This window comes from Roseicella sp. DB1501 (genome assembly GCF_013112485.1).
GTDB lineage: Bacteria > Pseudomonadota > Alphaproteobacteria > Acetobacterales > Acetobacteraceae > Paracraurococcus.
The window spans coordinates 77,799-98,695 of record NZ_JABFHG010000002.1 but is presented as its reverse complement, the minus strand read 5'-3'; the positions used below and the strand labels follow the sequence as shown (position 1 = coordinate 98,695).

Annotated in this window: 20 protein-coding genes; 9 read left to right on the top strand and 11 right to left on the bottom strand. The window is 73.5% G+C overall.

Going from position 1 to position 20,897, the window contains the following annotated elements; translation table 11 throughout:
- The first annotated feature begins 97 nt into the window (after positions 1-97).
- Positions 98-1,069, top strand: coding sequence for a tripartite tricarboxylate transporter substrate binding protein (locus tag HJG45_RS03825; RefSeq protein WP_171610774.1), 972 nt, complete (start codon positions 98-100; stop codon positions 1,067-1,069).
- A 16-nt stretch (positions 1,070-1,085) separates the two neighbouring features.
- Here the strand turns inward: HJG45_RS03825 and HJG45_RS03820 are convergent, their stop codons facing one another.
- The 5 genes from HJG45_RS03820 to HJG45_RS03800 form a co-directional block, all read right to left on the bottom strand.
- Positions 1,086-1,994, bottom strand: a complete 909-nt coding sequence (locus HJG45_RS03820; RefSeq protein WP_171610773.1) for a tripartite tricarboxylate transporter substrate-binding protein — start codon at positions 1,992-1,994, stop codon at positions 1,086-1,088.
- A gap of 155 nt (positions 1,995-2,149) precedes the next feature.
- Positions 2,150-3,052 (bottom strand): alpha/beta fold hydrolase, encoded by a 903-nt coding sequence (locus HJG45_RS03815; RefSeq protein ID WP_171610772.1) that lies wholly within the window; start codon positions 3,050-3,052, stop codon positions 2,150-2,152.
- 84 nt (positions 3,053-3,136) lie between these two features.
- Positions 3,137-4,204 (bottom strand): ROK family protein, encoded by a 1,068-nt coding sequence (locus HJG45_RS03810; protein ID WP_171610771.1) that lies wholly within the window; start codon positions 4,202-4,204, stop codon positions 3,137-3,139.
- 66 nt (positions 4,205-4,270) lie between these two features.
- Positions 4,271-4,801: a transcription elongation factor GreB gene (gene greB / locus HJG45_RS03805; protein ID WP_171610770.1), complete on the bottom strand. Its 531-nt coding sequence runs from the start codon at positions 4,799-4,801 to the stop codon at positions 4,271-4,273.
- 107 nt (positions 4,802-4,908) lie between these two features.
- Positions 4,909-5,295: a hypothetical protein gene (locus HJG45_RS03800; protein ID WP_171610769.1), complete on the bottom strand. Its 387-nt coding sequence runs from the start codon at positions 5,293-5,295 to the stop codon at positions 4,909-4,911.
- Positions 5,296-5,405: 110 nt separating this feature from the next.
- Between HJG45_RS03800 and HJG45_RS03795 the strand changes: the two genes are divergently transcribed.
- The 3 genes from HJG45_RS03795 to HJG45_RS03785 are packed head-to-tail and all read left to right on the top strand — an operon-like array spanning position 5,406 to position 7,788.
- Positions 5,406-5,735: a PepSY domain-containing protein gene (locus tag HJG45_RS03795; protein WP_171610768.1), complete on the top strand. Its 330-nt coding sequence runs from the start codon at positions 5,406-5,408 to the stop codon at positions 5,733-5,735.
- A complete protein-coding gene (locus HJG45_RS03790) occupies positions 5,735-6,412 on the top strand; it encodes a response regulator transcription factor (RefSeq protein ID WP_171610767.1) in 678 nt (225 codons plus the stop codon). The genes HJG45_RS03795 and HJG45_RS03790 overlap by 1 nt, the downstream gene beginning before the upstream one ends.
- Complete coding sequence (locus tag HJG45_RS03785) at positions 6,409-7,788, top strand: sensor histidine kinase (RefSeq protein ID WP_171610766.1); 1,380 nt, start codon at positions 6,409-6,411, stop codon at positions 7,786-7,788. The genes HJG45_RS03790 and HJG45_RS03785 overlap by 4 nt, the downstream gene beginning before the upstream one ends.
- A 17-nt stretch (positions 7,789-7,805) precedes the next feature.
- Here the strand turns inward: HJG45_RS03785 and HJG45_RS03780 are convergent, their stop codons facing one another.
- Positions 7,806-8,906 carry an SbmA/BacA-like family transporter gene (locus HJG45_RS03780; protein WP_171610765.1) on the bottom strand — a complete coding sequence of 367 codons (1,101 nt, stop codon included), beginning with the start codon at positions 8,904-8,906 and terminating at the stop codon, positions 7,806-7,808.
- 172 nt (positions 8,907-9,078) lie between these two features.
- Between HJG45_RS03780 and recO the strand changes: the two genes are divergently transcribed.
- The 3 genes from recO (at position 9,079) to HJG45_RS03765 (ending at position 13,101) form a co-directional block, all read left to right on the top strand.
- Positions 9,079-9,846: a DNA repair protein RecO gene (gene recO, locus HJG45_RS03775; RefSeq protein ID WP_171610764.1), complete on the top strand. Its 768-nt coding sequence runs from the start codon at positions 9,079-9,081 to the stop codon at positions 9,844-9,846.
- A 34-nt stretch (positions 9,847-9,880) separates the two neighbouring features.
- Complete coding sequence (locus HJG45_RS03770) at positions 9,881-12,256, top strand: DNA topoisomerase IV subunit A (RefSeq protein ID WP_171610763.1); 2,376 nt, start codon at positions 9,881-9,883, stop codon at positions 12,254-12,256.
- Positions 12,257-12,372: 116 nt separating this feature from the next.
- Entirely contained in the window at positions 12,373-13,101 is a 729-nt protein-coding gene (locus HJG45_RS03765; RefSeq protein ID WP_171610762.1) for an RraA family protein, read from the top strand.
- 110 nt (positions 13,102-13,211) lie between these two features.
- On the opposite strand, the gene HJG45_RS03760 is transcribed toward HJG45_RS03765, so the two are convergent.
- From HJG45_RS03760 to HJG45_RS03750, 3 genes are all read right to left on the bottom strand, one after another.
- Entirely contained in the window at positions 13,212-14,324 is a 1,113-nt protein-coding gene (locus HJG45_RS03760) for a spore photoproduct lyase family protein (protein WP_254452302.1), read from the bottom strand.
- Positions 14,325-14,545: 221 nt separating this feature from the next.
- Positions 14,546-15,313 (bottom strand): arginyltransferase, encoded by a 768-nt coding sequence (locus HJG45_RS03755; RefSeq protein WP_171610761.1) that lies wholly within the window; start codon positions 15,311-15,313, stop codon positions 14,546-14,548.
- 95 nt (positions 15,314-15,408) lie between these two features.
- A complete protein-coding gene (locus HJG45_RS03750; RefSeq protein ID WP_171610760.1) occupies positions 15,409-17,805 on the bottom strand; it encodes a penicillin acylase family protein in 2,397 nt (798 codons plus the stop codon).
- Between the two features lie 182 nt (positions 17,806-17,987).
- Between HJG45_RS03750 and HJG45_RS03745 the strand changes: the two genes are divergently transcribed.
- On the top strand, positions 17,988-18,911 hold the full coding sequence (locus HJG45_RS03745) for a dihydrodipicolinate synthase family protein (RefSeq protein ID WP_171610759.1): 924 nt from the start codon (positions 17,988-17,990) through the stop codon (positions 18,909-18,911).
- Positions 18,912-18,993: 82 nt separating this feature from the next.
- Complete coding sequence (locus tag HJG45_RS03740) at positions 18,994-20,043, top strand: zinc-binding dehydrogenase (protein ID WP_171610758.1); 1,050 nt, start codon at positions 18,994-18,996, stop codon at positions 20,041-20,043.
- Positions 20,044-20,128: 85 nt separating this feature from the next.
- Here HJG45_RS03740 and HJG45_RS03735 read toward each other — a convergent pair whose 3' ends face one another.
- Together HJG45_RS03735 and HJG45_RS03730 are read right to left on the bottom strand one after the other, a co-directional pair.
- Positions 20,129-20,266, bottom strand: coding sequence for a hypothetical protein (locus HJG45_RS03735; RefSeq protein WP_171610757.1), 138 nt, complete (start codon positions 20,264-20,266; stop codon positions 20,129-20,131).
- Positions 20,267-20,471: 205 nt separating this feature from the next.
- On the bottom strand, positions 20,472-20,702 hold the full coding sequence (locus HJG45_RS03730) for a hypothetical protein (protein ID WP_171610756.1): 231 nt from the start codon (positions 20,700-20,702) through the stop codon (positions 20,472-20,474).
- Positions 20,703-20,897 lie beyond the last annotated feature (195 nt).

The following is a 20,897-nucleotide window of genomic DNA, read 5'->3' as shown; positions in this document are numbered from 1 at the left end:
CGGCCCGCCGGGGCGGTAGGCACCGGCGGCTCGTGCCGCTATCGTGACGGTCGGACCGTTGCCGCGCCGCGGCCGGCCCCAAGCCGGGAGGAACCCCATGCTCCGTCATCTCGTCCCGGGCCTGCTGGCCCTGTTGCTCGGCGTCGCGCCCGCCGCCGCGCAATCCCCGCCGCCCGCCTGGCCGGACCGGCCGCTGCGCCTCGTCGTGCCCTATTCCGCCGGCGGCGCCACCGATGTCGGCGCGCGGGTGCTGGCCGAGGCGCTGGGCCAGGTGCTGCCGCAGCCGGTGCTGGTGGAGAACCGGGTCGGCGGCGCCGGCATGATCGCCGCCGAATTCGTCGCCCGCGCCCCGGCCGACGGCCATACCATCCTGTTCAACAACACCAGCCACGCCGTGCTGCGCGTCGTCGTGCCGAATGCGGCGATCGACCCGATCCGCCAGCTCGCGCCGGTCGCCATCCTCTCCGAGATGCCGATGGTCATGCTGGTCGGCAACGCCTTCCCGGCGGCGGATGGCAAGGCCTTCCTCGAGCGCATCCGCGCCGAGCCGGGGCGCCATGACTATGGCAGCACCGGCGGCGGCGGCACGCTCGGCATGGCGGCGCTGCTGTTCCTCAAGACCACCGGCCTCTCGATGAACGAGATCCCCTATCGCGGCGGCGCGCCGGCGACGCTCGACCTCGCGGCCGGGCGGATCGCCCTCGTCTTCGACATCGCGCTCACCGGGCTGCAGACCGCCAAGGGCGGGCAGGCGCGCGCCTTCGCCGTCACCTCGCCGCAGCGCAGCGCCGCGGCGCCGGAGGTGCCGACCTGGCGCGAGATCGGCGTTGATGCCGAGATGGTGGTCTGGCAGGCGGTCTTCGTGCCGAGCGCCACCCCGGCCCCGGTGCAGGCGGCGCTGCATGCCGCGATCGCCCGGGTGCAGCAGACCGAGGCGATCCGGCGCAAATGGACCGAGCTCGGCGTCGACCGCGTCCTCGCCCTGCCACCGGCCGAGGCCGTGCCCTATGTCGCCCGCGACGTGGAGCGCTGGGAGGGGCTGATGGCCTCGGCGCAGCCGCCCCGCTGACCCGGCGCGTCGCCGCTCACTCCGCCCGGATCCGGGCCGTCCCGACCAGCACCTGCATCGCGGCGCGTTCCCGCTGCAGGAAGGCGCGGAACTCCTCAGGCGTACCGAGGATGCTCGCGGCGCCGCTGGCCGCGAGGCGCCGTTGCATCTCGGCGGTCCCGAGCGCCTCCCGGCAGGCGGCGTTCAGCGCCCCGATGGCCGCCGCCGACAGCCCCGCCGGGCCGAAGAGGCCGCTCCAGGAGGACTGGTCGTAGCCGGGGAAACCCTGCTCCGCCACGGTCGGCACGGCGGGCAGCACCGGCGAGCGCGCGGCGGTCGAGATGGCGAGGGCTCGCAGCCGCCCCTGGCGCAGCGGCGCCAGCGCGGCGGCCAGGATGGCGAAGCCGAAATCCGCCTCGCCGGACAGGATCGCCTGCAGCGCCGGCGCGCCGCCGCGGAACGGGCTGTGGGTGACGCTGACCCCGGCCCGGCTCGCCAGCAGCGCTGCCGCGACATGGTTGGCGACGGCATTGCCGGAGGAGGCGTAGCTGAAGCGGCCGGGCTGCATCCTGGCCCGGTCGAGCAGCGCGGCGAGGCTGTCGAAGCGGGACTCCGCGCGGAGGACGAGAAGCAGCGGCGTCAGGACGAGCCGGCTGATCGGGGCGAAGGCGTCGCGGTAGTCGAGCCCGGCCTGGCGCAGCAGGAAGGGGGCCGTCACCTGGTTGGCGCCATCGACCAGCAGGGTGGTGCCGTCCGGCGCCGCCCGCGCCACGATGCCGGCGCCGAGCGTGCCGGAGGCGCCGGAGTGGTTCTCCACCATGACCGGCTGGCCAAGCGCCGCGCCGAGGCCGGGCGCGATGAGGCGGGCGGCGCGGTCGTTGCCGCCGCCGGCGGCGAAGGGAACGATGAGGCGGATGCGGTCTGCGGGCGCCCAGTCCGCCGGCATCGCCGCCGATCCGGTGGCTTGCCCGGCCATCGGGAGGAGCGCCCCGCTCGCGGCGAGGAGGCTGCGGCGTCGCAGCGGGCGTCCTGGACGGGCCATCATCCCCTCCACATCGCCGGGTAACGCGCCAGCCGCGGGATGGGTCGCGCCGCCGGCGATTATCGGCCGAGCCGCCGGTCCAGCATCTCGAGCAGCATGGCGTTGAAGGCAGCCGCCGCCTCATAGGCCACCCAATGGCCGGCGCCCGGGATGATGCCGGACCAGGCCTCAGGCTGCACCTCGCGCAGCGCCTGGAAGCGCAGCTCCACCTCCGGCCAGGCGATGGCGTCGCGCTCGCCATAGAGCAGCGCGACCGGGCAGCGGGCACGCGCGATCGAGTCGCGGAGCGAGGTGCTGCTGGCGAAGCCGCGGCTCTGGAAGCGGGCGCGCCGCGTGTTCCATTCCTGGATCGCCAGGGCGAGCGGGTCGATGTTGCGCGGCTCGGCGAACATCAGCGCGGCGAGATTGTGCCGGTGCGCCGCGACCCGCGCCTCGCCCTCCAGGCTGCGGACCTTGGTGAGCTCCGTCACCTGCCGCTTCGGGCCGAGCGCGCCGGCCCCGACCAGGGTGACGCTGCGCAGCTCGCCGCCGGATTGCGCCGCGACATGGCCGGAGAGCAGGGCGCCGAAGGAGAAGCCGCAAAGATCGTAAGCGCGGGGGCCGCCCCGGGGCCCGCCCGCGCCGGCGCCGAGGATGGCGAGCAGCCCCTCCCGGACGATGGCGGCGACCGAGGCCGGGTCGGCGGCCGGCGGCGGCATGGCGCTCTCGCCGAGGCCGGGCAGGTCGGGGCAGATCACGCGGCGGCGCTGGGCGAGGGTCTCGACATTGCGCGCCCAATGCCGCCAGGAGCCGCTGCCGCCATGCAGGAGCACCAGCGGCTCGGCCGCCTCATCGCCCCAGATGTGCCAGACCATGCGGCCCTCGCCGCAGGGCGTCTCGACGCGCCGCGCCGCGCCCTCCAGCCGCGCCAGCACCGCCTCCGGCGCCTCCCCGCCCGCCTGCATCACCTGCGACGCCGCCATGCCATGCCGTCCACCTTGCCTGCCCGCCCATTTCTCGGCGCAGGCGCCGAAGCGGGCAAGGGGGGCGGGCAAGGGGGCAGGCGGTCAGCCGTGGCGGTTGGTGAAGCAGGCATTGCCGAGGCCGGTGCCGATGGTCAGCACGCCCCAGTGCTTCACCTCGGTCATCCAGGGCACCTGGCTCAGCCCCTGCACCACCGCGTCGTTGTGCATGACGACGATGGTCTCATGCCCGTCGATCTCCGGCAGGATCTCGCGCAGCCGGCGCGGCAGGTTGAAGCGGCTGCTCTCCCAATTGCCGGGCAGGTTCTGCGCCCCCTTGGCGATGCTGCCATCCGCCTCGATATGGCCGGGGCAGCCGACGCCGATGAAGGGCGCGAGATGCAGGCCGCGCTTCTCCGCCTTGCGCACCAGGTCGCTGACCATCTCGCCCAACCGGTCGATCGCCGCCTCGCGCGCCGGCCGCTCCTCGCGGTGCTGCCAGATCTCGCTCTCCCAGATGCAGGCGGCGGAGAGGTCGGAGGCCTTCTTCAGATGTGGCCGCACCAGGCCAGCGCGCATGTTGGAGCCGCCGATATCGATGCCGATCAGCGCGTCATGCCCCTTGAAGATCCAGGGCGGGGCGAGCTGCACCGCGCCGATCATCCCCGCCTCGTCCGGGTCGTGGCGGATCGGGTGCAGCGTGACCGGGATATCCTCGGCCTTGAGCAGCATCCCGGCGCGGCCGATCGCCAGCTCGCCGATGCGGCTGCCGCGCATGCCGCCGCCGACCACGATGCGTTCGGTGCGGCGCCATTCCTTCAGCTTCAGCAGCGCGCGCACCACCTCGGCGAGGGACTGGGCGAACTCCTCGACCGCGCCATGCACCAGCGCCGCGGCCTCGCTGTCGCCGCTCTCGATCATGGCGTCGAGCTCCTTGCGCGAGATGTCCTTGGTCGGCGCCGGGCCGAGCGGATCCTCCTCGCCCTCGGTGCGCACCTGCTTGCGCCACCAGTCGAGGATCGCCTTGAAGGCGCGGCTGCTGGCGCGGTCGCCGAGGAAGCCCTCCGGCGTGCGCAGCTCGGCATTGTAGGCATCGACGGTCACGGCCGGCAGCACGGCCGAGCCATGATCCTGGAAGTGCGGGGGCAGGGGGCGGGCGACCGGTTCGCTCATGATACGGGCAACGCAGCGACAGCGTTGCCGTTGCCGGCGGTCGGACGCATCGCCGGGGCGGCGAGGTCACGCTTCCGGATAGCGGATCGCCAGCACCTCGATGCTCTCGGTGCCCTGCGGCCGGCGCAGCCGCACCAGGTCGCCTATGCGGGCGCCGAGCAGGGCGCGGGCCACCGGCGAGACCCAGGATATGCGGCCGGCGCCGCTCTCGGCCTCGTCCACGCCGACGATCGTCACCATGACCTCGCTGTCATCCTCGCGGGCATAGGTGACGGTGGCGCCGAAGAAGACCTGGTCGCGCCTTGTCTGCGCCACCGGGTCGACGACCTGCACCCGTTCCAGGCGCTTGCGCAGGAAGCGGACGCGGCGGTCGATCTCGCGCAGGCGGCGCTTGCCGTACTGGTAGTCGGCATTCTCCGAGCGGTCGCCGAGCCCGGCGGCCCAGGAGACCACCTCGACCACCTTCGGCCGCTCCTCGCTCCAGAGGCGGCGCAGCTCGGCGGCGAGCGCGGCCTGGCCGGCGGGGGTCATGTAGAAGGGGGTGCCCGGCGGCAGGCCCGGCGGGCCGGCCTCGTCCTCGTCGTCATCGGCTGCCATCGCGGCGGTGTAGCGCGGATGCAGCCAGGGCTGAACGGGCCAGGGTCGAATGGGCCAGGGTTGAATGAGCCAGGGTTGAATGGGCCAGGGTTGAACGGTTGGGGTGCTCAGGCGTCGAGCCGGGTGCGGCCATCGGCGATCCGCTCCAGCGCCTCGGGGCCGAGGGCGACGGACAGGTCGGGCGCGGCGGCCCGGGGCAGGCGGAGGTCCTGCCCGGACCACCGCCCCGGGGCGGTGCCCGCCTCCGCGCCGAGCGCCTGGATGCGCAACGTCACATGCCGGGCGATCGCCGCATGCGTCGGGGCGCTCAGCCCCTCGCCGCGGCGGGGCATCGGCAGGCCAGCCACCGCCGCCCAGGCGCGCTCCGGCGCCGCCGCGAGGCCGTCCGGGCGGTCAGCCGGCCGGACATGCGCCAGCAGGGCGGGCACCAGGCCGCACAGCGCCATGCAGGCGGCGAGCAGGGCGAGATCCCATTCCACGGTCCAGGTCCACATCGGTCTATCCTCCGGTGACGTGCCGAAGGCCGGTATGGCAGGCCGTGCCTGAACCCGTGCTGAACCCCTCGTTCAGCCAGGGTTCAGGTGGCGCGCATTAGGGAGTTCGGATGTTACGGACGCTGCGACCCCTGACCTTCCTCGGCCTTGCCCTGCTGCCGCTCGCCGGCGCTCCGGCGCTCGCCCGCGACGAGGACGACCACGATCGGGCGCGCGCCGCCATGCAGGCGGGGCAGATCCGCCCGCTCGCCGAGCTGCTCGCCATCGTCGAGAAGCGCTATGTCGGGCAGGTGGTGGAGACCGAGCTTGATCATGACGACGGCCGCTGGACCTATGAGTTCAAGCTGATGCCGCCGACCGGACGCATGTACAAGATCGAGCTCGACGCGGCGACGGCCGAGGTGGTGGACACCGACGGGCCGGTTCAGGAACGCCGCTGATGCGCGTCCTCCTCGTCGAGGACCATGCGGCGCTCGCCGGCCAGCTCGCCGAGGCGCTGCAGGCGGCGCATTTCGTGGTGGACCGCGCGGCGGATGGCGAGGAGGGGCTCTTCCTCGGCGAGACCGAGCCCTATGACGCGGTGGTGCTCGATCTCGGCCTGCCGCGTCTCGACGGGCTCTCGGTGCTGCGCCGCTGGCGCGCCGGCGGCCGCCGCATGCCGGTGCTGATCCTCACCGCGCGCGACGCCTGGACCGAGAAGGTCGAGGGGCTGAATGCCGGCGCCGACGACTACCTCGCCAAGCCCTTCGCCATGGGCGAGCTGATCGCCCGGCTGCAGGCGCTGATCCGCCGGGCGCACGGGCTGGCGCGGCCGGAGATCGCGCTCGGCCGGCTGGTGATCGACACCGCCGCGGCGCGGGCGATGCTGGACGGCGCGCCGGTGCGACTGACGGGGCTGGAATTCCGCCTGCTCGCCTATCTGGCGCATCGCCGCGGCGAGGTGGTCTCGAAGACCGAGCTGACCGAGCATCTCTACGGCCAGGATTTCGACCGCGACAGCAACACGCTGGAGGTCGTCATCGGCCGGCTGCGCCGCAAGCTGGGCGAGGGGCTGATCGAGACGCTGCGCGGCCAGGGCTACCGGCTGGTCGACCCGCTGCCCGCCGCCGGCGGATGATCCGCGCGGCGCGCGCCTCGCTCACCCTCCGCCTCGCCCTGGCGAGCGCGCTCTGGGTCGCCGGCGGGCTGACGCTGGTCGGCTGGTACGTGACCGATCTCGTCATCGACCAGGTGGAGGCGGCCTTCGATGCCCGCACCGCCGGGCTGCTCGACGCCGTGGCCGCGGCGACCGGCCTCGATGCCGATGGCCGGCCGCGGCTGGCCCGGCCGCTGCCCGACCCCGATCTCGAGCGGCCGTTGTCCGGCCGCTACTGGCAGCTCACCGGGCCGGACGGCGCCACGGCGCGCTCCCGCTCGCTCTGGGATTCCGGCCTGCCCGCGCCGCAGGATGGCGGGGAGGCCGGCGCGGTCGCCGTCTCCGACATCCTCGGCCCGCGCGGCGAGCGGCTGCGGCTGGTGCAGCGGGAGGTGGTGCCGCTGCGGGCCAGCGCGCCGGTGCATGTGCAGGTGGCGGTGGCGCGCGGGCCGGTGGATGCCGAGCTGGCGCATCTCCGGCGCAACCTGGTGCTGGCCTTCGCCCTGTTTGGCCTCGGCCTGGTCGGGCTGGTGGTCGGGCAGGTGGTGCTCGGCCTGGCGCCGCTGCGCCGGCTGCGCCAGGCCCTGGCCGAGGTGCGGGCCGGCCGGCGCGACCGGCTGGGCGAGGTGCCGGCGCCGGCCGAGGTGGCGCCGCTGGTCGCCGAGATCGACGCGTTGGTGGCGCAGAACCATGCCACGGTGGAGCGGGCGCGGGCGCATCTCGGCAATCTCGCGCATGCGCTGAAGACGCCGATCGCGGTGCTGCGCAACGCCCTCGGCCCCGAGGCGAGCGGGCCGGTGGCGGCGCCGGAGGAGGCGCGGCGGCAGTCCGAGGCGCTCGACCGGCTGGTGCGGCATCATCTGGCGCGCGCCCGGGCCAGCGCCGCGCCCGGCCCGGCGCGCGGCGCCGAGGTGGCGCCGCTCGAGGTGGCGGAGGAGATCGCCCGCGCCCTGGCCCGCCTCTTCGCCGAGGATGGCGTCGCCATCGAGGCCGGCGGCGACGCCGCGGCGCGGGTGCGGATGGACCGCCAGGACCTCGCCGAGATGCTCGGCAACCTGCTGGAGAATGCCTGCAAATGGGCGACCCGGCGGGTGACGGTCACGGTCGGCGCCGAGGCGGGCCAAGTGGTGATCGAGGTCGGGGATGACGGGCCGGGCGTGCCGGAGGCGAGCCGCGCCGCGGCGCTCGGCCGCGGGGTACGGCTGGACGAGGCGGCGCCGGGCACCGGCCTCGGCCTCGCCATCGTCGCCGACCTGGCGGGGCTGCATGGCGGGGCGCTGACCCTCGGGCGCAGTCGGGAGGGCGGGCTGCTGGCGCGGCTGGCACTGCCTGGGCGGGGGAGCTCGGCGCGAGGCTGAGGTCCCCGGCCTGCGTCTCAGGCGACCGGGACCGGCAGCACGGCGGGGGCGGGCGCTGGCGTCGCGGCAGGGGCCTCGCCGGCGGCCAGCGCCGCATGCAGCGCCAGCACGCGCTCGGCCGAGGCGCCCCAGGTCGCCACCCGCTCCATGCTGGTCACCGGCCAGGTCAGCGCCGCGGCGAGTTGCTGGAAGGCCTGCGCCCCCTGCATCAGCCCGCCGAGCGAGACCACGCCCTGGAAGTAGCCCGGCAACCCGGCGAGGATCGGGAACGTGGTGGTCAGCCTGCCATGCCCGGCATTGTAGCCCGAGAGCCGCCCCATGCTGCGCGTCTGGCCATCCCAGGTGCGGGCGATGCCGGCGAAGAGCGGCCGCAGCCGGGCCAGCCCGCCATGCCGCTCCGCCGGCCGGCTGTCCCGCAGATGCACCAGCGCGACGCGGAACTCCGCCTCCGCCGCCTGCCGCCGGTCGGTCGCCGGCACCAGCGGCCGGCCGAGCACGAAGGCGGCGACGCCGCTGACCAGGGCGTAGAGCAGGGCCAGCCAGACCATGTAGCCGGCGATGCGGACATCCTGGCCGAGGATGTGGAAGCTCGGGCTGCCGGAGATCTCCCAGAGCAGCCCGCCGAAGACGATCAGCAGCAGCGTCGCCTGCCAGAGCGAGCCGCAGAGCTCCACCGCCTCCTCGGTCGCGATGCGGATGTCCTCGGCGATGCGGCCGTCGATATTGGCCGCGCCGGCATGGCCCTCGACCGCCTCGGCGCGGTGCAGCCAAGCGCCGGCGACGCGCTCGGTCAGCCAGCCGCGCCAGCGGAGCTGCAGCGCCCGGCGGCAGGTGAGGTGCAGCCCGGCCTGGAGCGCGAAGCCGAGGATCAGCGCGGCGAAGACCAGGCATTGCGCCGCCAGCTCGCCGGCGGCGCGGCGCTCGAGCAGGCTGAACAGGTCGCCGAGCCAGGTGTTGAACCGCACCGAGAGGGCGATCTCGGCGCCGGTCAGGCTGAACAGGATGCCGGTCAGCGCCAGGGCCTGCCAGCGCGTCGGGCCCTGCCAGAAGCCGCCCGCGAGCCGGGCGAAGCGCAGCGGCAGCGGTCGCAGCCTGGCGAGATCCTCGGTCTCGGTCATGCGGTCGCTCCCCCTGCTGCCGGCGGGGCGGCAGACCGCCCCCGCATGGAACAATGCGGACCCGCCCCGGGTTGCTCCGGGTCGTTGCCGCGGTGCAGCGTGCACGGCCTTCTGAGGCGTGGAGGCCGGGCCGGCTGGCACCGGCGCCCGTCCCGCGCCATATGCTGCGGTGATGGAATGGCAGGCCCCCGCCGTGGTGCTCGATGCCCGCCCGCTCGGCGAGAGCGGCGCGGTGGTGTCGCTGCTGACCGAGGTGCATGGGCGGCATGCCGGCCTCGCCAAGGGCGGCGCCTCGCGCGCCCAGGCGCCGGTCTGGCAACGCGGCAACCTGGTCGAGGCGCGCTGGGTGGCGCGGCTGCCGGAGCAGCTCGGCAGCCTCACCGGCGAGCTGGTGCATCCGGCGGCGGCGCTGGCGATGGAGGAGCCGCTGGCGCTGGCGCTGCTCTCGGCCGCCTGCGCCGTGGCCGAGGCGGCGCTGCCGGAGCGGGCGCCGCATCGCCGCTGCTTCCAGGGCCTCGTCTCGCTCATCGGTCGCCTGTCGCAAGGGGGTGGGGCAGGGGCCGGGGCGCTGCTACCGGACTATGTGCGCTGGGAGGCCGAGCTGCTCGGCGAGCTCGGCTACGGGCTCGATCTCAGCCGCTGCGCCGTGACCGGGGGGGTGGAGGACCTCACCTGGGTCTCGCCCCGCACCGGCCGCGCCGTCAGCGCCGAGGCCGGCGCGCCCTGGCGGGACCGGCTGTTGCCGCTGCCGCCCTATCTGCTCGGCCAGTCGGGCGGCGAGGGGCCGGCCGCTTGGCTGGCGGGGCTGCGGCTGACAGGGCATTTCCTCGCCCGCGACGTGTTCGGCGAGCGGCCGGGCGGGCTGCCGCAGGCGCGGGCGATGCTGGAGGACCGGGTGGCGCAGCGCGCCGCTGTGGCGCCGACGGCCAGGACCGGCTAGAACACCAGGAACGAAGCGCGAATCCCGGAGCTCAATGCCCGACGACATCAAGGCCCCGCCGGCCGCGCCGGATGGCGGCAACATCAGGGACGCCCGCCTCGCGGATGCCCTGTCCGAACGCTACCTCGCCTATGCCCTCTCGACCATCATGGCGCGCTCGCTGCCGGATGTGCGGGACGGGCTGAAGCCGGTGCACCGCCGGCTGCTCTGGGCGATGCACCAGCTCAAGCTGGACCCGGCGGCGGGCTTCAAGAAATGCGCCCGCATCGTCGGCGACGTCATGGGCAAGTACCACCCGCATGGCGACGCCGCGATCTACGACGCCATGGTGCGCCTCGCCCAGGATTTCGCCGCCCGCTACCCGCTGGTCGAGGGGCAGGGGAATTTTGGCAATATCGACGGCGATAACGCCGCGGCCATGCGTTACACCGAGGCCCGCCTGACCGAGGTGGCGCAGGCCATGCTCCAGGGGATCGACGAGGACACCGTCGATTTCCGCGCCACCTATGACGGCGAGGAGCAGGAGCCGGTGGTGCTGCCGGCCGCCTTCCCGAACCTGCTGGCGAACGGCGCCAACGGCATCGCGGTCGGCATGGCGACGTCGATCCCGCCGCACAATGCCGGCGAGCTCTGCGACGCGGCGCTGGCGCAGCTCGCCCTGTTCCGCGAGCGCCGGCTGACGCTCGACCAGGTGCGGCTGACCGCGCCGGCGCTGGCCGAGGGCGCCGCCCCCTCGCAGCGCGCCGAGTTCCTCGCCGCCTCGCTCGCGCCGATGCTGGCGGTGCTGCCGGGGCCGGACTTCCCGACCGGCGGCGTGCTGGTCGAACCGCCGGAGGCGGTGCGCGAGGCCTATGCCAGCGGCCGCGGCGGCTTCCGGGTGCGGGCGCGCTGGGAGAAGGTGGCGGGCAAGAACGGCACCTGGGGCGTGGTGGTGAGCGAGATCCCCTACCAGGTGCAGAAGGCGAAGCTCATCGAGCAGATCGCCCAGCTCATGGAGGAGAAGAAGCTCCCGCTGCTCGGCGACATCCGCGACGAGAGCACCGATGTCGTCCGCATCGTGCTCGAGCCGAAGAGCCGCACGGTCGATCCCGGCGTGATGATGGAGACGCTGTTCCGCGCGACCGGGCTCGAGGCGCGCATCCCGCTCAACATGAACGTGCTCGATGCCGACCGCACGCCGCGGGTCATGGGCCTGCCGGAGGTGGTCTGGTCCTGGCTGGAGCACCGGCACGTGGTGCTGGTGCGGCGGAGCGAGCATCGCCTCGCCGCCATCGCCCGGCGGCTCGAGATCCTCGACGGCTACCTCATCGTCTATCTCAACCTCGACGAGGTGATCCGCATCGTCCGCGAGGAGGACAAGCCGAAGGAGGCGCTGATGGCCGCCTTCGGGCTGACCGAGGTGCAGGCCAACGCCATCCTCGACATGCGGCTGCGGGCGCTCCGCAGGCTCGAGGAAATGGAGATCCGCAAGGAGCACAAGAAGCTCTCGGCGGAGCAGAAGGCGCTGCAGGGGCTGATGAAGTCCGAGGGCAGGCGCTGGGAGACGATCGAGGCCGAGCTGCAGGCGACGCGAGCGAAGTTCGGCGGCGGGGCGCCCGTGAAGGGCGTCGAGGCCGGCGCCCATCCTTGGGTGCGCGATCCGCATGCCCGCCGCACCGAGACCGGCCGGCTGCTGCCGGCGGTGCTGGTGGACGAGACCGCCTTCGTCGAGCGCGAGCCGATCACCGTCATCCTCTCGGAGAAGGGCTGGATCCGCGCCCAGAAGGGGCACATCGCCGAGGATGCCGAGTTGCGCTTCAAGGAGGGCGACAGCCTGCACACCTGGGTGCATGCGCAGAGCACCGACCGTCTCGTCCTCTTCGCCACCAACGGCAAGGCCTATACGCTGAAGGCCGAGGCGGTGCCGCGCGGCCGCGGCGACGGCCAGCCGGTGCGGCTGATGGTCGAGCTGACCAACGAGGACGCCATCCTCTGCCTCTTCGTGCATGAGGACGGGCGGCGCTACCTCGTCGCCGGCGCCGACGGCAAGGGCTTCGTCGTCAAGGGCGAGGACCTGCTGGCCGAGCGCCGCACCGGCAAGCAGGTGTTGGTGCTGGAGCCGGGGCGCGAGGCGGCGGTCTGCGCGCCGGTCGAGGGCGACACCGTCGCCGTCATCGGCAGCAACCGCAAGCTGCTGCTCTTCCCGCTCGACCAGGTGCCGGAGATGGCGCGCGGCCGCGGCGTGCAGCTGCAATCCTACAAGGATGGCGAGCTCTCGGACCTGAAGGTCTTCGCCCGCAAGGAGGGGCTGAGCTGGATGCTCGGCGACCGGCAGCGGGTCGAGACCGACCTCACCGCCTGGCGCGGCAACCGCGCCGGGGCGGGGAAGATGCCGCCGAACGGCTTCCCGAAGAGCAACCGCTTCGGCTGAGCCGCCCCGACTGTCCCGCGCCGGGAGGCGCGGGATGGATGGACCGCGCCGGGGGGCCTGGACGGAGGGCCCCCGGCCCGCGACCATGCGGCGGCCAACCAGGGGAGAGGGCCACCATGGCGGCCAGCAAGGACGAGATCTTCGCCGGACTGCGCAAGATCGACACGCCGACCATCACCAATGTCGTCGCGACCTATCCGAAGAACCCGCTCTGCCTCGGGCTGTACAACCCGTGGACCGAGAACTGGTACACCGACACCTCGATCCGCTGCATCTATCCGGAGATGGGGCCGATCGTCGGCCATGCCGTCACCTGCGTCTATGGCCTGCCCGATCCGAACTACAGCGGCCGGCTCAGCTTCATGGACGTGATCGACGCGCTCGATGCCATGCCGAAGCCGACGGTCCTGATCATCCAGCAGAAATGGCCGGACGGGCTGATGGCGAAGGCCGGGCTGGCCGGCGAGATCATGGTCACCTCCATGCTCTCGGTCGGCTGCGTCGGCATGCTGTCGAACGGCCCCTCGCGCGACGTCGACGCGATCCGCAAGCTCGGCTTCCAGATGCTGCTCGGCGGCGTCACGGCCGGGCATGGCGAGATGGCGGTGCAGGCGGTGAACGTGCCCGTCTCGGTCGGCGGCATGGATGTGGCGCCGGGCGAGCTGGTCCACATGGACGAGAATGGCGCGGTGAAGTTCCCCGCCGACCGCGCCGCCCAGGTGCTGGAGAATGCCGAGAAGATGCTGGCCGGCGAGGCCGAGCACCTGGCGCGGCTGCGCGCCGCGAAGACCGCCGCCGAGGTGCGGGCGGCTGGCGGCGCCTATTCGGCCAAGCCGAAGAGCTGATCGCTACCCGTCGCCCTGCCGCGGCTTCGCCGCGGCTGGCTGTGACGACTCTTGGACCAGACGGGCTCCGGGACCCCCGCGACGGCGCGCAGCGACGTCGCGGGGAGTAACTAAAATGCGTAGCGCACCTGGCAGTAGGGCATGCGCGCTGCCAGCAGGTCCCGGAAGCGCTGCAGCCAGCGGCCCTTCCAGCTGGTGCGGTAGCGGAGATTCGCCGCGCCGCTCTCGCTCCGCTTCTCCTCCTGGATGTCGGGGCGCCAGAGCACTTCCTCGGCCTTCGGATGCCAGGCGAGGTTCACCTCGTGCAACGCGGCATTGTGGGTGAGCATGATCACCTCCGCCGCCAGCCCCGTCTTCACCGCATCGGGCAGTGCGTCGTCGAGCATGCGGAACAGCGCGTCCCATTCCGCCTCCCAGCCCTCGCGCAGCACGACGGGGGAGAAGTTCACCTGCACCTCGTAGCCGGCGCGGTGCAGCTCGGGGATGGCGGCGATCCGCGCCTCCACCGGCGCAGCGCGGATATCGAGCAGCCGCGCCAGCCCCGGCGGCATCAGCGACATGCGGATGCGGGTATGGCCTTGCGGGTCGTAGCCGAGCAGCGCCGGGTTCACCCATTTGGTGGCGAAGCTGCCCTTGGCATGGGGCAGGGTGCGGAACAGGGCGACGAGGTCGCGGACATTGTCGGAGATCAGCGCATCGACCGAGAGGTCGCCATTCTCGCCGAGATCGTAGACCCAGGCCGCCGGGTCGACCTGGTTCGGCGCCGGCTTCGGGCCGAGCTTCGCCGCATGCCGCGCCGTCGCCGCCAGGATCGCCTCGATATTGGCGAAGACGGTGATCGGGTTGGCATGGCCCTTCCGGCGCGCGACGTAGCAATAGGCGCAGGCCATGGCGCAGCCATTCGAGCTCGAGGGCGCGATGAAGTCGGCGCTGCGCCCATTGGGTCGGAAGGCGAGGCCCTGCTTCACGCCGAGCACCAGCGTCTCCCGCTTCGGCCGCAGGAAATCGCCCGGATCGCCCTCTCGCAGGGCCGGGATGCGCCAGTGCGATTGGACCGGGATGCGCTCGGCATCCGGGAAGCGCGCCAGGACGGCGGCGCCGCGCGGCAGGGCGGCGGCCGCGGGCTCGCAATAGATCCGGCGGATGTCGAGGAGCGGGGTGGCGACGCCGGTCATGCGGGGAAGAGATGGGAAGGCTGGCCCGGTGCACCAGCCCTGGCCCATCGTCACGGCGCCAAGCCGAATGTCGTGCGCTGCACCCTATCGCCGCCCGGTGCCCTTCGGGGGCTTAGAGCAGATCCCGTTCGAGTGGAAACACTCGAGCGGGTGAAGATGCGCGGATCATGGTCCAGGCCATTGTTTGATCGCGTGATCCACGCTTTTCGGTGATTCACCGAGGACAGCATCGGAGCCGCCGCAAAGCCGCGCAGCGGTTTTGTGGGGACTTACCCCGCCGTCTCCGGCACCACCGCCGGCTCGGGCGCCGCGGCGCTCTCCTCCAGCACCCGCCAGACGCCGCCCATCAGCACCTCGCTCGGGCGGAAGCGGCTCTTGTAGGACATCTTCCGGCTCTCAGGCACCCAGTAGCCGAGATAGACATAGGGCAGGCCGAGCGCCACCGCCCGCTGCACCAGCCAGAGGATGGCCCAACTGCCGAGGCTGCGCCGCGCCTCGGCCGGATCGAAGAAGGAATAGACCGCCGAGAGCCCGTCCGAGAGCCAGTCGGTCAGGCAGGCGCCGAGCAGCCGGTCCTGGCCGTCGCGGAACTCCACCATGCCGGTGGTGATCGGCGTGTCCTCGACCATGGCGCGGTAGTCGTAGAAGCCCATCGCCGCCATGTCGCCCTCGCCATGCCGGGCCTGCTGGTAGCGCTGGAAGAGCTGGAACTGCTCGGCCGTCGCCCGGGCCGGCATCTCGAAGCCGGCGACCCCGGCATTGATCCGCTGCAGCTTGCGCTGCGCCCGGTTGGGCTCGAATTGCGGGGCGAGGATGCGGATGGGGATGCAGGCGGTGCAGCCCGGGCAGACCGGCGAATAGGCGATGTTGTGGCTGCGGCGGAAGCCGGCGCGGGAGAGCCGGTCGTGCAGCGCCTCCGCATCCGGGCCGGTCAGCTCGGTCACGATCTTGCGCTCCGTCCTGCCCGCCAGATAGGGGCAGGGCAGGGGGGCGGTGGTATAGAAGAACTGCGGTCGGCGGGTGGGGCGGTGCAGCATCGGCAGCTGCTAGTTTCGGCGCGACGGGCCGCGGAATCAACCACTTCCCTGCAACGGGCGGCATTGCCTGCAGGGATTGCCCGCAACCATGGGCCTCAGGGGTTCAGGGTGATCCGGCCGCGCGGCCGTCCCGGCAGCCGGCCCAGGGTGACCATCCCGCCATCGCGCCAGAGCGGCAGCAGGTCCCCCCAATGGGCCGCGAGCGGGTGCCCGGACTGGCCGGTGGCGATGACCGCCAGCGTCCGGTCCGGCTCGGCGAGGTCGGCGACCAGGCGCAGCCCGGGGCCGTGGATGTCGGTGAAGGGCGCCGGCCCGGCACCGCGGATGCCGGCGCGCGCCACGGTCCATTCGTCGCCGCCCACCGGGGCCGAGAGCGTCGTCCATCGCCCGAGCAGCGGCAGGCTGCGCAGCACCGGATGCTCGAAGCGCGCCACATGCACGGACCCCCAGCGCCAAGCGGCGGGATCCGGGCCGAAGGCTGCCGCCAGCCCGGTCACGGCCGCCTCCAGCGCCCGCGCCGCGAGGCCCGCGCAGTCGCCCCCGCACCAGGCCGCGCCGCGATTGTCGGCGGCCAGCACCAGGGCGAGGAAGCCGGCGCGCGGCGTCACGCTGTCGGCCGGCACGCCGCCCGCGGCGAGCGCCAGCTCGCCCAGGCGGAGCAGCCAGGCATTGAGGATCAGCCCCTCCGGCCGGTCGGCACGGACATCGCCGTCCCAGGCGCGCAGCAGGTCGAGCGCGCTGCCCACCGCCCCGGCCGGGCGCGGCAGGTGGCGGAGCAGCGAGTCCGGGCCGAGCAGGCTGCGGGCGAAGGTCGAGACGGTGTCACGCTGGATCGCAGCGAAGCCCTCGGCATCGTGCCGCGGCACCGCCCGCAGCCGCTCGCCGATGCGGCGGAGGCGCCAGTCCTCCGGCCAGTCGCGGCCGAGGAAGACCGGGCCGTCGGGCGGCGCCGGCCGGTTGTTGGCATTGGCGATGAGGCCGCTCGCCGGGTCCTGCAGATGCGGCAGGGCGTCGAAGGGCACCCAGCCGGTCCAGTCATGGCTGCCGTCCCAGCCCGGCACCGGCAGCGTGCCGTCGCCGGCGCGGCGCAGCGGCACGCGGCCGGTCAGCACCATGCCGATATGCCCGGCGCGGTCGGCGAGCATCAGGTTCTGCGGCGGGCTGGTGATGAGGGCGGCGGCGCTGCGGGCCTCGGCCACCGAATGGGCGCGGTTGAGCGCCAGCAGCCCGGCCGCGGCGCTGTCCCCCGGCGCCAGATTGGCCATGGCGACGGCGAGGAGGCGGTCCGGCGGCGGCGTCTCGTCGAGGTCGGAGATCACCGGCCCGTGCCGGGTCTCGCGCACCCGCAGCGTCACCGGCGCCGCCCCGCGCACCCGGATCACCTCCTCGCGCGTGAGGAAGGGCCGCGGCCCTTCCGGCGTCTCATAGGCGTCCGGGCCGGCCGGGCGCTCGATGAAGACGTCCTGGGTGTCGGAGCCGGTGGTGGTGAAGCCCCAGGCGAGATCGGCGTTGCGGCCGATCACCAGCAGCGGCACGCCGGGGCTGGTGGCGCCGGCCAGCATCCGCCCGCCCGGCATGTCGATGCGAACCAGGTACCAGAGGATCGGCGCCTGGAAGCCGAGATGCGGGTCGGAGGCGAGGAGCGGCGCGCCGGAGGCGGAGCGGGCCGGCCCCACCGTCCAGGCATTGCTTGCCGAGGCGGGCAGGGTGCCCGGGCCGGGGAAGCGCGGCAGGGCGGCGGCGAGCCGCGCCAGATGGCCAGGGTCGAGGCCCGCGAGGTCGAGCCGGCCGGCGCTGGCATCCTCCGGCCAGAGCTCGCGCAGCCGGGCCTCGGGCAGGATCGCGGCCAGCCGGGCGCGCTCGATCTCGCCGCGCCAATTGCCGGAGAGCCAGAGGCCCATGACCTTGGCCCAGAGCAGGCTGTCCGCCGGGCGCCAGGGCTCGGGCGCGCCGAGGGCGAGGAATTCCGGCGCGGCGAAGCGACCCTTCGCGGCGATCCAGGCATTCACCCCGGCCGCATAGGCCGTGAGCAATCCGCGAGTCTCCGGGGGCAGGGCGGCGAAATCCGCCTCGGCCCGATGCGCCAGGCCGAGGGTGCGCGTGAAGCGGTCCGAGCGAAGCGTCGCCGGCCCGGCGATCTCGGAAAGGCGGCCCGCCGCGCCGCGACGCATCAGCTCCATGGCGAAGAGCCGGTCGCGGGCATGCAGCCAGCCGAGCGCCATGGCGGCATCGGCCTCGGTCAGCGCGGCGATGCGGGGGATGCCGTGCTCGTCGAGGGTGACGGTGACGGGGGCGGAGAGGCCGTCGAGACGCAGCGTCGCGTCGCTCGCCGGCAGCGTCGCCCAGAGCAGCCCGCCGACCCCGGCGGCGAGCAGGACGAGAAGCAGAAGAAGGCCGCGCAGCAGGCGCGCGATCCGGCGGCGCGGCGGCCTCCCAGGCGGGTGGCGCCGGTCGCCGGCCGTCCCGGCACCGCCCGACAAGGTGTCCGGCATCATTGAGAGGACCATGCCCCGGCCCGCGGCCGGCGTCCACCTGCGCTGCGGGTCACGCTGGCGCCACCGCCCGGCAAGTTGACGGGAGACTTGACGGGCGCGCGGCCATGCGGAAGCCATGCCCTGGCCAGGAGGTCCCGTCGCGGCCTGCGACGCCGGGGCCGTGCGTCGGAGGAAGCAGCATGTCGAGGCCCGCCGTCTACCGGGGCGTCTTCCCGGTGGTGCCTACCATCTTCGACGAGCGCGGCGCGCTTGACCTCGACGGCCAGCGCCGCTGCGTCGACTTCATGATCGATGCCGGCTCGCAGGGGCTCTGCATTCTGGCCAATTTCTCCGAGCAATTCGTGCTCACCGATGCCGAGCGGGAGCAGGTGATGCAGGCCGTGCTGGCGCATGTCGCCGGCCGCGTGCCGGTGATCGTCACCACCACGCATTTCGGCAGCGAGGCCTGCGCCAGCCGCAGCCGGCAGGCGCAGGAGGCGGGCGCCGCCATGGTCATGGTGATGCCGCCCTATCACGGCGCCACCATCCGCCTCGGCGAGGCGGCGATCTTCGAGTTCTTCCGCCGCGTCTCGGATGCGATCGACATCCCGATCATGATCCAGGACGCGCCGGTCAGCGGCACCACCCTCTCGGCGCCCTTCCTCGCCCGCATGGCGCGCGAGATCCCGCAGGTCGCCTATTTCAAGATCGAGGTGCCGCAGGCGGCCGCGAAGCTGCGCGAGCTGATCGCCCTCGGCGGCGAGGCGGTGGTCGGGCCCTGGGATGGCGAGGAGGCCATCACCCTGCTCGCCGATCTCGATGCCGGCGCCACCGGCTCGATGACCGGCGGCGGCTTCCCGGGCGGCATCCGGCAGATCACCGATCCCTATCTCGCCGGCGACCGCGAGGCGGCGGTCGCCGCCTATGGCCGCTGGCTGCCGCTGATCAATTACGAGAACCGGCAATGCGGGCTGCTGGCGGCGAAGGCGCTGATGCAGGCGGGCGGCGTCATCCGCTGCGGCCTGCCGCGGCACCCGCTGCCGCCGCTGCATCCGGCGGCGCGGGAGAGGCTGCTGGATGCGGCGCAGCGGCTCGACCCGCTGGTGCTGCGCTGGGGGCGGTAGATGTCTCCGCTTCGCCAAGCGATTTCCCCCGGCCAGGTTCTGCTCTAGCCTTCGCCGCAACGCAGGAAGACGGAGGAAGCGCATGCGCGGCGTTGTGTTCCCGGGGGACCGGGAGCTGGAGATCATGACCTTCCCGGACCCGACGCCCGGCCCGGGCGAGGTGGTGCTGGAGATGAAGGCCTCCGGCATGTGCGGCAGCGACCTGAAGCAGTATCGTCGGCCGAAAGGCGTGCGGCAGGGCATGGGCCTCGCCGCCGCCGAGGGGCCGGTGATCGTTGGGCACGAGCCCTGCGGCGTCGTCGCCGCCATCGGCCCCGGCGTCGATCCGCGCCAGGCGCAGGTCGGGCAGCGGGTGATGGTGCACCACTACCAGGGCTGCACCACCTGCGGCCATTGCCGCACCGGCTGGCAGCAGCTCTGCCAGAAGACGGCGGTGAAGGTCTACGGCAACAACGCCCATGGCGGCCACGCGCCCTATCTCTGCGTGCCGGCGAACACGCTGGTGCCGCTGCACGAGGCGCTGAGCTTCAAGGCCGGCGCGGCCATTTCCTGCGGCACCGGCACCGCCTGGGGCGCGCTGCGGCGGCTGAACGTCTCGGGCAACGACACCATCGCCATCTTCGGCCAGGGGCCAGTCGGCCTCTCGGCGACGCAGCTCGCGGCCGCCATGGGCGCGCGGGTCATCGCCCTCGACATCTCGCCGCAGCGGCTGGAGCGGGCGCGGGCCTTCGGCGCGGCGGAGACGATCAACCCCTCGAACGTCGATCCGGTGATGGCGATCCGCGAGCTGACGCACGGGCTCGGCGCCGAGCTGAGCCTCGACACCTCCTCCTCGCCGCAGGCGCGCGTGCAGGCGATCCGCGCGCTGAAGGTCTGGGGCACCTGCTGCTTCGTCGGCGAGGGCGGCGAGGTGACGATCGACGTCTCGCCCGACATGCTGCGCCGGCAGGCGAGCGTCGTCGCCTCCTGGACCTTCTCGACGGTCGGCCAGGAGGAATGCGCGCAGTTCATCGTCGACCGCGGCATCAAGGTGGACGACCTCTTCACCGAGACCTGGACGCTCGACCAAGCCGAGGAGGCCTACAAGCTGTTCGACACCCAGACGAGCGGCAAGGGCGTGTTCCTGATGTGAGAGCGGCGGGCACCGGTGCCGCGGCATCGGTGCCCTCCATCGCCGGCGCCCAGCCGGCCCCGCGCCGGCTCAGGAGACGACGGGCTCAGGGCGTCAGGATGATGCTGCCCAGCACCAGCAGCCAGGCGCCGACCGCCAGGGCCACGAGCAGCCGCGGCAGCATCAGCCGATGATGCTCCGGCGCCTGCGTCACCATGTTCTCCTTCGTGTCGTCCCGTCTCACCGCCGCAGGATGCAGCCAGCGGGAGCGGCCAGGATGTGCGCCAGCGCACATTGAGGCAGCCCGGCGCGAGCCGCGCAGTGGTGACGGTCGGCTAGCGCGCGATCGCTCGAGGTGGACTTACCGAAAAGCGTGAATCACGCGATCAAACAACGAGCTGGACCATGGCCCGTGAACCAGGGTGAACGGATCATGGTCCGGGGCGGCGTCACGCCGCCCGGCCTTCGCGCTCCCCCGCGGCCCGCTCCAGCGCGGCGCGGCCGAGGCGGCTGGCGACGACGCCGGACCAGGGATCGCGCGCCGGCCTAGCCGCGTCATCGGGCGGCCCGGCGGGCGGGGCGGCGGCTGGCGGTATGGGGGCCGTCCTGTCCTCGCGCCGGTCGGTGACCATGGCGGCGAGGCCGGGGATGCAGGCGAGGACGCTCGCGGTGATCGACATTGCTCGTCTCCGTCGGGCCGCGGCGCGCGACGGGGCGAGTGCGGGAGGCTTCGGCGCCGGCCCGTGGGCCTTGGTGCCGCTGCGGCCTCCGCTTAGGGCCGCACGCCTCGTGCTCCAGGACGTGGCCCGGGCGAGGCCCCACCTCCGCCATCGCCCGGCCGTGTCGCGCCGGGGGCTTCGGCCCTTGCTGTCAGG

What these genes read in the sequence shown, in the direction of transcription:
- HJG45_RS03825 (WP_171610774.1), top strand. Translation starts at nt 98, where the DNA reads ATGCTCCGTCATCTCGTCCCGGGCCTGCTGGCCCTGTTGCTCGGCGTC.
- HJG45_RS03820 (WP_171610773.1), bottom strand. Translation starts at nt 1,994, where the DNA reads ATGCCGGCGGACTGGGCGCCCGCAGACCGCATCCGCCTCATCGTTCCC.
- HJG45_RS03815 (WP_171610772.1), bottom strand. Translation starts at nt 3,052, where the DNA reads ATGGCGGCGTCGCAGGTGATGCAGGCGGGCGGGGAGGCGCCGGAGGCG.
- HJG45_RS03810 (WP_171610771.1), bottom strand. Translation starts at nt 4,204, where the DNA reads ATGAGCGAACCGGTCGCCCGCCCCCTGCCCCCGCACTTCCAGGATCAT.
- greB (WP_171610770.1), bottom strand. Translation starts at nt 4,801, where the DNA reads ATGGCAGCCGATGACGACGAGGACGAGGCCGGCCCGCCGGGCCTGCCG.
- HJG45_RS03800 (WP_171610769.1), bottom strand. Translation starts at nt 5,295, where the DNA reads ATGTGGACCTGGACCGTGGAATGGGATCTCGCCCTGCTCGCCGCCTGC.
- HJG45_RS03795 (WP_171610768.1), top strand. Translation starts at nt 5,406, where the DNA reads ATGTTACGGACGCTGCGACCCCTGACCTTCCTCGGCCTTGCCCTGCTG.
- HJG45_RS03790 (WP_171610767.1), top strand. Translation starts at nt 5,735, where the DNA reads ATGCGCGTCCTCCTCGTCGAGGACCATGCGGCGCTCGCCGGCCAGCTC.
- HJG45_RS03785 (WP_171610766.1), top strand. Translation starts at nt 6,409, where the DNA reads ATGATCCGCGCGGCGCGCGCCTCGCTCACCCTCCGCCTCGCCCTGGCG.
- HJG45_RS03780 (WP_171610765.1), bottom strand. Translation starts at nt 8,906, where the DNA reads ATGACCGAGACCGAGGATCTCGCCAGGCTGCGACCGCTGCCGCTGCGC.
- recO (WP_171610764.1), top strand. Translation starts at nt 9,079, where the DNA reads ATGGAATGGCAGGCCCCCGCCGTGGTGCTCGATGCCCGCCCGCTCGGC.
- HJG45_RS03770 (WP_171610763.1), top strand. Translation starts at nt 9,881, where the DNA reads ATGCCCGACGACATCAAGGCCCCGCCGGCCGCGCCGGATGGCGGCAAC.
- HJG45_RS03765 (WP_171610762.1), top strand. Translation starts at nt 12,373, where the DNA reads ATGGCGGCCAGCAAGGACGAGATCTTCGCCGGACTGCGCAAGATCGAC.
- HJG45_RS03760 (WP_254452302.1), bottom strand. Translation starts at nt 14,324, where the DNA reads ATGGGCCAGGGCTGGTGCACCGGGCCAGCCTTCCCATCTCTTCCCCGC.
- HJG45_RS03755 (WP_171610761.1), bottom strand. Translation starts at nt 15,313, where the DNA reads ATGCTGCACCGCCCCACCCGCCGACCGCAGTTCTTCTATACCACCGCC.
- HJG45_RS03750 (WP_171610760.1), bottom strand. Translation starts at nt 17,805, where the DNA reads ATGCCGGACACCTTGTCGGGCGGTGCCGGGACGGCCGGCGACCGGCGC.
- HJG45_RS03745 (WP_171610759.1), top strand. Translation starts at nt 17,988, where the DNA reads ATGTCGAGGCCCGCCGTCTACCGGGGCGTCTTCCCGGTGGTGCCTACC.
- HJG45_RS03740 (WP_171610758.1), top strand. Translation starts at nt 18,994, where the DNA reads ATGCGCGGCGTTGTGTTCCCGGGGGACCGGGAGCTGGAGATCATGACC.
- HJG45_RS03730 (WP_171610756.1), bottom strand. Translation starts at nt 20,702, where the DNA reads ATGTCGATCACCGCGAGCGTCCTCGCCTGCATCCCCGGCCTCGCCGCC.